A 10,843-nucleotide genomic window follows, 5' to 3' on the forward strand; every position below is an offset into this window, starting at 1 on the left:
CACGGGTGTGGCGGTTTTTTGCCTAATCGTTAAACCAGCGTTCATAGCGCAGGTCGGGCCCAGAGTGATAATGGGTGACGGCATCGCCATTGCGCCCGAAATACACAAACATTAACGAATTCCAGGCATTGTTTTGTTTGTAGCGGTAAGTCCAGACCACTTCATTTTTTTCACCCAGGCCAACCCGGTCTATTTCGGCTGGCGGGCCAAACTCGCAAGCAACGTCGCTTTGTGTCCAGCGGCCTTCGGTCAGTCGCCTGAAGTGGCTATCGGTAAGGAGTGACTGGACTTTGTCTATATTGCCCTGCTGGTTTACATTGGCACCATAGGCGTATTGCCCCTGCGGTTGTTGGCTCCAGACCAGCCGTTGGCGGCCATCGGGCAAGGTGCAGCGGTAATTGGGTGTGCCCATTTGGTTTTCAACCTGGCTAATGGGGCTGTTGGGGGGGATGTCCCGGTAAGTAGAGCAGGCCGATAGCGTCAGTAGCAAGCAGGTTAGCAGCACTGGTGTTAGCCGCTTGGGTTGTCGCTTATGTTGTGTTAGTGCAAACATTTTTATTTCCTTTTTGGTGCGCAATATAAACGGGGCATTATTCAGCAGAATAAGCTATAATTACGCACTTGACTTGTTTTTGTTTTGTAAAAAGCCATAAGTATATGCATTTATTATAAGGTGCGTTTATTGCAGGTATAGGTTCAGGCCTTCATAGCAAGTATTATTAAGTATTAGTACTATTAAGTTTTAATAAATTTTTTCAATTTTCATGGTAATTCACGGTAATGCCCCTCAGTGTTACCGCATGTCTCCAGAGGAATATATTATGTCAGTATCAGATATCAAAAAATCAGAAATCGTTTCAGAATTTGCCCGTAAAGAAGGCGATACAGGTTCTCCTGAAGTTCAGGTTGCCCTGTTAACAGCCCGTATCAACGAGTTGACCGGTCATTTCAAAGCACACATGAAAGACCACCACTCACGTCGCGGTTTGCTGCGCATGGTTAGCCGTCGCCGCAAAATGCTTGATTACCTGAAAGGCCGTAACCCTGACTCTTACCGCGCTCTTATCGAAAAACTCGGTCTGCGTAAGTGATTCCCGGGGGTTTTGCCCAAGGATAAAACCGTGCACAGCACTATTATGGTGCTGTGCACGGTTTTTTTATTGTTGTTTATTTGCCAAATTTAAATGCATGGGATCATGGTGCATTTTTGTAGTGAACGGGCAAATAATTATTGTAAGGAATACAAATGTTTAATAAAGTGACTAAGTCATTTCAGTATGGTGCTCACACCGTCGTTTTGGAAACGGGTGAAATCGCCCGCCAAGCATCCGGTGCCGTTCTGGCATCCATGGGTGATACGGTTGTGCTGGCCACTGTCGTGGCCGCCAAGCAGGCAAAAACAGGGCAAGACTTCTTCCCTTTAACGGTTGATTACGTAGAAAAAACCTATGCGGCCGGTCGCATTCCTGGTGGTTTTTTCAAACGCGAAGGCAAGCCTTCCGAAAAAGAAACCCTTACTTCCCGTTTAATCGACCGCCCATTGCGTCCGCTGTTCCCTGAAGGTTTCTACAACGACGTTCAGGTTATTATTCATGTCCTGTCGGTAGATCCCGAGATTGATCCCGATGTCTTGGCCATGATTGCTGCCTCGGCTGCCTTGTCTGTTTCTGGTATTCCTTTCAATGGCCCCATTGGTGCCGCCCGGGTAGGCTATATCAATGAGCAGTATGTGTTAAGCCCAACGTCTGCCCAATTGAAAACATCCGACATGGACCTAATTGTTGCGGGTACTGAAGAAGCCGTTTTAATGGTTGAATCAGAAGCCAAACAGTTGTCTGAAGAGATCATGCTGGGCGGTGTGGTATTTGGTCACGAACAAATGCAAGTGGCCATCAATGCGATTCACGAAATGGTTGAAGAAGCCGGAAAACCTGAATGGGACTGGCAGCCAGCCCCCAAGAATGAACCGCTTATTGCCGCGGTTACCGCTCTGGCCAGTGAAGGCCTTAAAGCCGCTTACGACATTCGCCAGAAACAGGAACGTACCACCAAACTGAAAGACGTGTATGCCAGCGTCAAGCAAGGTCTGGTTGCACAGGCTGCCGAGCGCAACGAAGACGCGCCCGATAGCGTTGCCGTTGAAAACATCATGTTTGATCTGGAATCAGCCCTGGTGCGTGGTCAAATCCTGAATGGTGAGCCTCGTATCGACGGCCGCGATACCCGCACTGTACGTCCTATTAGCGTTCGTCTGGGTGTATTGCCCCGTACGCACGGCAGTGCCTTGTTTACCCGTGGTGAAACACAGGCCCTGGTTATTGCTACGTTGGGTACCAAGCAAGACGAACAAATCATTGATTCCGTCATGGGCGAATACCGTGACCGTTTCATGATGCACTACAACATGCCTCCGTTTGCCACTGGCGAAACCGGCCGTTTCGGTTCTCCCAAACGCCGTGAAATTGGCCACGGTCGCCTGGCCAAACGTGCGCTGGTTCCCACCTTGCCTAAACACGAAGATTTCCAGTACACCATTCGTGTAGTTTCTGAAATTACTGAATCCAACGGTTCTTCATCCATGGCTTCCGTTTGTGGTGGTTCTTTGGCCATGATGGACGCTGGTGTGCCAGTACAGGATCACGTGGCCGGTGTTGCCATGGGTCTTATCAAAGACGGTGGCAAGTTTGCCGTGCTTACCGATATCCTGGGCGACGAAGATCACCTGGGTGATATGGACTTCAAGGTGGCCGGTACCCAAAACGGTATTACCGCCTTGCAAATGGATATCAAGATCCAGGGTATTACAAAAGAAATCATGCAGGTTGCACTGGCACAGGCCCGTGAAGGCCGCTTGCATATCCTGGGTAAAATGAACGAAGCCCTTACCGGCTCACGTACTGAACTGTCCAGCTTTGCACCGCGCATGCTTACCATGAAAATCAACCCGGATAAAATCCGTGACGTGATTGGCAAGGGTGGTGCCACCATTCGTGCCCTTACCGAAGAAACCGGTTGCCATATTGATATCAGCGATGAAGGCGATGTGGTTATCTCTAGTGCCGATCTTGAGCAGGCTAAAGAAGCCGAGCGCCGTATTGCTGAATTAACCGCTGTGGTAGAGGTTGGCCAGGTGTACGAAGGTACTGTTCAGCGCTTGCTGGACTTTGGCGGTATTGTACAAATCCTGCCAGGTCGTGACGGTTTGCTGCACATTTCTGAAATTGCCAATTACCGTATTGCCAATATCAATGATGTACTTGCTGTTGGTCAAACCGTTAAGGTTAAAGTAATTGAAGCCGATGACCGCGGTCGTTTGCGTCTGTCTGCCAAAGCGCTGGGTGGCCTTGAGGGCCTGGAAGGTTCTGTTGCACCAACAGAAACTCCCACTGATGCTGAATAAGCGTCTTTAACAAGTGCTTCCCATGTTCTACTCCGTCCTTTTCGTTTCCATGCGCCTGCGTGAGAACGTCTGGGGCGGGTAGTACGGTCTGCATTACCACGCGGAAGCGTGGGAACCAGTAAGCAGTCGTGCGAGTAGATAAAAAAAACGCTATCCAGTAGGATAGCGTTTTTGTTTAGACGAAGTTTCATCACGATTTTAGTAGCCGTTATTAAACCACGCCTTGGTCAATCATGGCATCGGCAACTTTGCGGAAGCCTGCAATATTGGCGCCCAGCACCAGGTTGTGGGGCTGGCCAAATTCGTTGGCGGTTTCCGAAGCGGTAACATAGATGTTTTTCATGATGGTTTTTAAACGAACATCCACCTCGTCAAAGCTCCATTGAATCATGCTGGCGTTTTGGGCCATTTCAAGCTGGCTGGTAGCAACACCACCGGCATTGGCGGCTTTGCCGGGTGCATACATGATTTTTGCATTCAGGAATTCTTCAACAGCTTCTGGGGTAGAGGGCATATTGGCCCCTTCCGCAACCAGAATACAGCCGTTTTTAAGCAGTTCACGGGCGTCAGCCTGATTTAGTTCGTTTTGCGTTGCGCACGGGAAGGCCAGCTCGCAGGGAACCGACCAGACGGCATTGCGGCCTGCCGGGTAGCTGGAAACCGGGGTGTAAACCGCATCGGTGTGAATCTCGGCATATTTGGACAGGCAGGCGGATTCAGTTTCTTTAAGCTGCTTAAGCGTTTCCAGGTTGATGCCCGACTTGTGGTAAATAAAGCCGCGAGAATCGCTGCAGGTAACCGGCAGGGCGCAGTTCTGGTACAGTTTTTCTATCGTGTAAATGGCAACATTACCAGCCCCCGAGACCACGCAGGTTTTACCTTCAAGGGCCTGACCACTGGTGGTTAGCATGTTTTGGGCAAAATAAACGGTGCCGTAGCCGGTGGCTTCGGTGCGGGCCAATGAGCCGCCCCAGGGAATTTTTTTACCGGTGAAAACGCCTTCGTAACGGCCGGTAAGACGTTTGTACTGGCCAAACATATAACCAATTTCACGGGCACCAACGCCAATATCACCAGCGGGAACGTCGGTGGTAGGGCCAATGTGGCGATACAGTTCGTTCATGAAAGACTGGCAAAAACGCATGATTTCGTTATTGGACTTGCCTTTTGGGTCAAAATCGCTGCCGCCCTTACCACCGCCAATAGCCAGGCCGGTTAGCGAGTTTTTGAAAATCTGTTCGAAACCCAGGAATTTAATAATGCCGCTGGAAACGCTGGGGTGAAACCGCAAGCCGCCTTTATAAGGGCCAATGGCTGAATTGAATTCTATGCGATAACCTTTGTTGACCTGCACTTTTCCCTGGTCGTCGATCCAGGCGACCCGGAACATGATTTGACGTTCGGGTTCGATGATGCGTTCAATAATGTTGTGTTCTAGATATTGCTTTTCTTTTGCAAATAGGGGTTCAAGGGATTCCAGGACTTCTTCGACCGCCTGATAGAACTCGGGCTGGCCAGGACTGGATTTTTGCAGTTTGGTTAAAGTTTGTTGTTTATAAGACATGATTGCGGTGTTATATGAGTTTTTAGAATAAATAAATTTTGTCACTTATTATAAAAAGAAATGGCGCGACATAGTTGATAATTGTGCGCTGCAGTAATGAAAAAAAAATATTTTTTTGGATATGCTTTGTTTTGTCGCAAAAAAAGAGCCTTATCCAGAAAAAACAAGGCTCTTGTGTGGGGCGGGTGCAGGCAGGAAACTTAGGGTAGTGACAGGGCATTTATGCCTGCCCTGGCAATATCGGCATCTTCACTGGATTTTACGCCCGACACACCTACCGCACCAATAAACGCACCGTTAATAACCACCGGAACACCCCCTTCAAGCATGCCATCCAGCATGGGAACCGATAAAAAGGCAGTGCGGCCATTATTAATCACATCTTCATAGCCTTTTGACTCACGGCAGCCCAGTGCGGCTGTTTTAGCCTTGGCGGGGGCAATATGCGCTGAAATAGGAGGGGCACCGTCAAGGCGCTCAAGGCCCAACAGGTGGCCGCCATCATCAACAATGGCAATGGTAACCGGCCAATTATTTTTTTGGGCATGAGCAACGGCCGCAGCCAGCATTTTTTTTACGTCGGCGTGTTCAAGTACAGGTTTTGTTTTCATGATTATGGTTATCCTCTTGGTTAAACAAGGCAGGCTTGCCTGTACATGACAGGAAGGCTTTCAAGTTGGGGCGGTTGGGTTTTGGCAAGCGCCAGGCTAACTATGCATTATAGGGGGCTTTACCGGAAATAAATTCCTTTTCCGGTAAAACCGTTTTTGCTTAAGCAACCTTGCTAAGCGATGCTGCTTCATAATCTTTCAGCAACCGCTCTTTTTTGGCTGCCGCCTTACGCATATTATCCTCTTTAATATGACCATAACCACGAATGTCATCGGGCAGACGGGCCAGGGTAATGGCAATGTCAAGGTTGTTTTCGTTCAGGTTTGAACCAAAATCGCGCAGCATGTCCAGGTAATCCTTAATTAACTGCCGCTCCATTTTGCGCTCTTCGGTGTTGCCAAACACATCCAGTTTAGTGCCGCGCAAGCCTTTGAAATGTTGCAGCAGGCCAAATGCCTTCATCATCCAGGGACCATATTTTTTCTTGACCAGGTGGCCATGGCTGTCTTTTTTGCTGAAGGTGGGCGGTGCCAGGTGAACGTGAAGCTGGTAATCCTTGCCGGGTTCACCTTCAAACTCATGGCGTAACCGGTTCAGGAAGGCGGGGTCGGCATACAGGCGGGCCACTTCATATTCATCCTTGTAACTCATGAGTTTGGCCAGGTTGCGGGCCACCGCGTCGGTTAGCTGTTGCGAGCCCACACCCAGGCCCTGTTCCAGTTTGCGGATATGGCCTACCGCTTCGGTATAACGGCGGGCATATTTGTGGTCCTGGTAAGCGGTCAGGTGGGTTTCCAGGCGGGCAATCAGTTTGTCCAGGCTTTCGGGTATATTCACCTGTATGCCGGTTTCTTTGCTTTGCTGGCCGTTAAGTGGCAGTGAAGCGGTGCCATGATGGGCCAGATAGCGACCCCATTCGAAGGCATCCAGGTTTTTTTGTACGGCAACGCCATTCAGCTCTATCGCCCGCAGGATGTTTTCCAGCTTAAGCGGGATTCTGCCTTTTTGCCAGGCGTAGCCCATTAGCAAGGGGTTGGCAAAAATGGCATCACCCAGCAGCATCACGGCGTATCCGTTGGCATCCAGGAATTCACAATGATCCGGGCCCAGAATTTCTGTTAATTCGTGGGTGGTGGCAGCGCTGGGGTAGCGCCATTTCGGATCTTTGAACATTTCTGCCGTGGGGGACTTGGCACTGTTGATCGCGGCAAAGGTAATACCGTGTTGGGTTTTTGACGTGATTTCCTTGGAAGCGGCCACAATCGCATCGCAGGCAATAATCAGGTCGGCCTCTCCCATGCCAATGCGGGTGGCGTGCAGGTCGGAAGGGTGGTTGCCAATCTGGATATGGCTGACCACGGCACCGCCTTTTTGCGCCAGGCCGGTTACATCCAGCGCGTTTACCCCTTTTCCTTCAAGGTGGGCCGCCATGCCCAGCAGGGCGCCAATGGTGACCACACCGGTGCCACCCACGCCAGGCACCAGGATATTACAGGGGCGTTCAAGGCGCAGTTCGGCGGGCAGGGGAATACCGCCTTCTTTCTTTTCCACATTGCTAACGTTGATGGCCGGCTTGCGCACCTGGGCACCTTCGGCCGTGACAAAGCTGGGGCAAAAGCCTTTCAGACAGGTAAAATCCTTGTTGCAGCTGGACTGGTTAATACGTCGCTTGGTGCCCATGGGGGTATCGTGCGGTTCTACGGAAAGGCAGTTGGATTGCACGCTGCAATCACCACAACCCTCGCAAACCGCTTCATTAATGAAAACACGACGGGCCGGGTCGGGGTAGGTGTTGCGTTTGCGGCGGCGGCGTTTTTCGGTGGCGCAGGTCTGGTCATAAATAAGTGCCGTGGTGCCTTCGGTATCACGCAGTTCAATTTGTACCTCGTCCAATTGGTCACGATGGTAAACAGCCGGATTTTTCTGCATGGTCACGCCCTTGTATTTTTCGGGCTCATCGCTCACAATCACCACCCGCGTAATGCCTTCGGCCACCAGCTGGTCATTGATTTGTGGCACGGTTAAGGTACCATCGATGGGCTGGCCACCGGTCATGGCCACCGCATCGTTGTACAGGATTTTGTAGGTAATATTGGCCTTGGCGGCAATAGCGGCGCGAATGGCCAGAATGCCGGAATGAAAATACGTGCCATCGCCCAGGTTGGCAAAAATATGTTTGGTCCTGGTAAAGGCTTTTTGCCCAATCCAGGCCACGCCTTCGCCACCCATTTGCGAGAAGGTGTCGGTGTCGCGATCCATCCAGATGGTCATGTAATGGCAGCCAATGCCGGCCACGGCACGCGAGCCTTCAGGCACCCGGGTAGAGGTATTGTGCGGACAGCCGGAACAGAACCAGGGCTTGCGTTCCACCACCACCGACAGGCGCTGGTTTTCTTTTTCCTTGGCTTCAATCACCGCAATACGGGCCTTGATGCGGGCCTGGACGTCTTCAGGTAAGGGGTGTTTTGCAAGACGTTTGGCAATGGCCTTGGCAATAATGGATGGCGACAGCTCATGATTGGGCGGCAACAGCCATTTGCCACGCGGCACCGACCACTCACCGCCACCATCATCGCGGGCATCAAATTTGCCATACACATCGGGGCGCACGTCATCGCGCCAGTTATACAACTCTTCTTTCAGGGCATATTCCAGGATCTGGCGTTTTTCTTCCACCACCAGGATTTCATCAAGTCCTTGGGCAAAATTGCGTGCCCCATGTGCTTCAAGGGGCCATACGCAGCCTACTTTGTACAGGCGGATGCCAATGGCGGCACAGGTTTTTTCATCCAGTCCCAGGTCAAACAGGGCCTGACGCACGTCAAGATAGGCTTTGCCGGCTGTCATAATGCCAAAGCGGGCATTGGGTGAGTCAATCACGACTTTGTCCAGCTTGTTGGCCCGTACATAGGCCAGGGCGGCATACCATTTGTGGTTGTTCAGGCGTGCCTCCTGCTCAAGCGGGGTATCGGGCCAGCGAATGTTCAGGCCCCCGGGCGGGATGTCAACATCACTGGGAATAACGGTCTGGATGCGGTCCGGGTCAATATCAACCGAGGAACTGGACTCAATCACATCGGTGACGCATTTCAGACTGACCCACAGGCCCGAATAACGGCTCATGGCCCAGCCATGAAGACCAAAATCAAGGTATTCCTGCACGTTGGACGGGTACAGTACCGGTATGCCGGCCGCCTGCAAATCGTGTTCAGACTGATAGGCCACGGTGGAAGACTTGGCGGCGTGGTCATCACCGGCAATCAGCAAGACCCCACCATATTGCGACGTACCCGCATTATTGGCATGCTTGAAGACATCCATGGAACGGTCAAGGCCCGGCCCTTTGCCATACCACATGGCAAAAATCCCCTGTTTTTTGGCGTCGGGGAACAGGTTCAGCTGCTGGGAACCCCAAATAGAGGTGGCGGCCAGTTCTTCATTGACACCAGGCTGGAAAACAATATCGTTTTTATCCAGGTGCTTTTGTGCTTTCCACAGGGATAAATCGACATTACCCAGCGGAGAGCCCCGGTAGCCCGAGATAAAACCGGCGGTATCAAGTCCGGCTTTCAGATCCCGGCTTTTTTGAAGCATGGGCAGTCTGACCAGGGCCTGGGTTCCGCTCATGTAAACCCGGCCTTTTTCAAGGGTGTATTTGTCATCCAGGGTAATGGAATCAAGTGCCGCTTGAGCCGTTTTGGATAGGGGGGCATTCATTGTGTGTCTCCAGAATCTTTGTCTGTGAATTATTTCTATAATGATCAGCCAAAAACGCATTGTATGTATTATTAATACAATACCCCTTGTGGTGGTAAAAAGCGAATTGCACTGATGCTTGATGCAAAGTTTATCTTTTTTACGGGGTATCGTAAAATTAAAAATATCATTAACAGGTATCTGAAAAACAAATGTCTAAACAGGTAACGATCCGGCAGTTCCGGTATTTTGCGGCGGCGGCCCGTACAGGGCAGTTTTCTATGGCGGCGGCCGAAGAGCACGTATCACAATCAGCCATTACCAGTGCGGTACTCAGCCTGGAGGCTCACCTGAAGGTAACGCTGTTTGAGCGCTTGCGGCATGGGGTTGCCTTAACGGCCGCAGGGCATGATTTTTACCGCCATGTGCGTTTTGTGCTGGATGCCTTTGATGAGGCCCTGCATCGACCCGGGCAGCAAAACCATGGTGTATCCGGTGCGTTGCGGGTGGCGGCTTCCTATACCGTGCTGGGCTATTTTTTGCCTGAATTGGTATTGCGCTTTAAGAAAGCCAATCCGGGTATACAGTTTGACCTGGTGGATATGGAGCTGGCCCAGATGGAACAGGCAGTGTTAAACGGTGAAATAGATATAGCGGTGGGTTTAACTTCTAATCTTAAGGAAATGGATCGGTTTGAACACCAGGTCTTGTTGCGCTCGAGTCGTAAATTGTGGGTGTCGCCTTCACACCCGTTGGGCATGCGTGCTTCGGTTACACTACAGGAAATTGCCCCATACCCTTATATTCTGATTTTGGTGGATAATGCCGAAGAGTCCGGCCTGCAGTTCTGGCGCCAAATCCAGCTTGAGCCCAATATCGTGCTGAAAACCCGTTCCATGGAGGCGGTACGCGGGTTTGTGGCACAGGGGCTGGGGGTAACGATTCTGTCAGAAATGGTGTATAGGCCCTGGTCCCTGGATGGCAAAAGAATTAATGCGGTGCCCATTGAAGGCGGTGTGCCTGTGATGGAGGCTGGCATGTTCTGGAATAAATCGGTGCCTTTATGCGAAACGGCACAGGCCTTTAAACGTTTTTTGGTGTATGCATGTCATTAGTCAAATTGAAAAGCCAGTTGGGAAAATTAAAAAACAAGCTGGGAAAGCTGTTGTTTGCCATGGGCAGTGCCCCCATGGGTGTGGCAGTGGTGCTGTGGCTGCCGCTTTGGTTTGTGCTGGATAACTTCCTGATTGCCGGTATGCTGGCCATTTTTATTTCATTTTTGCTGGCCATGAGCGTGAGCCTGTACCGGCTGAATACCGAAAAGCGGGAAAAGAGTGAGCAGGATACAGGCGTTACCACGCAGGAGTGAACTGACCCCCTAAAGTTGGACAGTTAAAAACTAAGCAGCTTCTAAAACCTGAGTTCGGTATTGTACCGGACTCAAACCATTTAAGTTAAGCTTGATACGCTTGTGATTATAGTAGTGAATGTATTCCTCAATCCCAGCCTCCAGCTGTTCGATATTATCGAAGCGCTCCAGATGGAAGAACTCGGACTTCAGCGTACCGAAG

The 10,843-nt window shown here is 50.8% G+C and carries 9 protein-coding genes; 4 read left to right on the top strand and 5 right to left on the bottom strand.

The window, feature by feature from the left end; genetic code table 11:
- Window positions 1–22 precede the first annotated feature (22 nt).
- Window positions 23–553, bottom strand: coding sequence for a hypothetical protein (locus JHL22_RS11410; RefSeq protein WP_234041251.1), 531 nt, complete (start codon window positions 551–553; stop codon window positions 23–25).
- A 268-nt stretch (window positions 554–821) separates the two neighbouring features.
- On the opposite strand from JHL22_RS11410, the gene rpsO reads away from it, so the two are divergent.
- Window positions 822–1,091, top strand: coding sequence for a 30S ribosomal protein S15 (rpsO, locus tag JHL22_RS11415; RefSeq protein WP_200237455.1), 270 nt, complete (start codon window positions 822–824; stop codon window positions 1,089–1,091).
- A 155-nt stretch (window positions 1,092–1,246) separates the two neighbouring features.
- Entirely contained in the window at window positions 1,247–3,400 is a 2,154-nt protein-coding gene (gene pnp / locus JHL22_RS11420; RefSeq protein WP_200237458.1) for a polyribonucleotide nucleotidyltransferase, read from the top strand.
- Between the two features lie 211 nt (window positions 3,401–3,611).
- On the opposite strand, the gene gdhA is transcribed toward pnp, so the two are convergent.
- From gdhA to JHL22_RS11435, 3 genes are all read right to left on the bottom strand, one after another.
- Window positions 3,612–4,964 (bottom strand): NADP-specific glutamate dehydrogenase, encoded by a 1,353-nt coding sequence (gene gdhA / locus JHL22_RS11425; protein ID WP_200237460.1) that lies wholly within the window; start codon window positions 4,962–4,964, stop codon window positions 3,612–3,614.
- A gap of 200 nt (window positions 4,965–5,164) precedes the next feature.
- Entirely contained in the window at window positions 5,165–5,575 is a 411-nt protein-coding gene (locus tag JHL22_RS11430) for a GlcG/HbpS family heme-binding protein (protein ID WP_200237463.1), read from the bottom strand.
- Window positions 5,576–5,735: 160 nt separating this feature from the next.
- Window positions 5,736–9,293 carry an indolepyruvate ferredoxin oxidoreductase family protein gene (locus JHL22_RS11435; protein ID WP_200237471.1) on the bottom strand — a complete coding sequence of 1,186 codons (3,558 nt, stop codon included), beginning with the start codon at window positions 9,291–9,293 and terminating at the stop codon, window positions 5,736–5,738.
- Between the two features lie 191 nt (window positions 9,294–9,484).
- Between JHL22_RS11435 and JHL22_RS11440 the strand changes: the two genes are divergently transcribed.
- Together JHL22_RS11440 and JHL22_RS11445 are read left to right on the top strand one after the other, a co-directional pair.
- Window positions 9,485–10,387 (top strand): LysR family transcriptional regulator, encoded by a 903-nt coding sequence (locus JHL22_RS11440; RefSeq protein WP_200237473.1) that lies wholly within the window; start codon window positions 9,485–9,487, stop codon window positions 10,385–10,387.
- A complete protein-coding gene (locus JHL22_RS11445; protein ID WP_200237475.1) occupies window positions 10,378–10,641 on the top strand; it encodes a hypothetical protein in 264 nt (87 codons plus the stop codon). The genes JHL22_RS11440 and JHL22_RS11445 overlap by 10 nt, the downstream gene beginning before the upstream one ends.
- Before the next feature lie 30 nt (window positions 10,642–10,671).
- Here JHL22_RS11445 and JHL22_RS11450 read toward each other — a convergent pair.
- A partial coding sequence (locus JHL22_RS11450; RefSeq protein WP_200237477.1) for an IS3 family transposase occupies window positions 10,672–10,843 on the bottom strand: 172 nt, incomplete at its 5' end.

This window comes from Advenella mandrilli, assembly GCF_016595155.1.
GTDB classification, from domain to species: Bacteria; Pseudomonadota; Gammaproteobacteria; order Burkholderiales; family Burkholderiaceae_B; genus Advenella; species Advenella mandrilli.

Coding starts and splice junctions, on each gene's coding strand:
- JHL22_RS11430 (WP_200237463.1), bottom strand. CDS start 5,575: ATGAAAACAAAACCTGTACTTGAACACGCCGACGTAAAAAAAATGCTG.
- JHL22_RS11445 (WP_200237475.1), top strand. CDS start 10,378: ATGTCATTAGTCAAATTGAAAAGCCAGTTGGGAAAATTAAAAAACAAG.
- pnp (WP_200237458.1), top strand. CDS start 1,247: ATGTTTAATAAAGTGACTAAGTCATTTCAGTATGGTGCTCACACCGTC.
- rpsO (WP_200237455.1), top strand. CDS start 822: ATGTCAGTATCAGATATCAAAAAATCAGAAATCGTTTCAGAATTTGCC.
- gdhA (WP_200237460.1), bottom strand. CDS start 4,964: ATGTCTTATAAACAACAAACTTTAACCAAACTGCAAAAATCCAGTCCT.
- JHL22_RS11410 (WP_234041251.1), bottom strand. CDS start 553: ATGTTTGCACTAACACAACATAAGCGACAACCCAAGCGGCTAACACCA.
- JHL22_RS11435 (WP_200237471.1), bottom strand. CDS start 9,293: ATGAATGCCCCCCTATCCAAAACGGCTCAAGCGGCACTTGATTCCATT.
- JHL22_RS11440 (WP_200237473.1), top strand. CDS start 9,485: ATGTCTAAACAGGTAACGATCCGGCAGTTCCGGTATTTTGCGGCGGCG.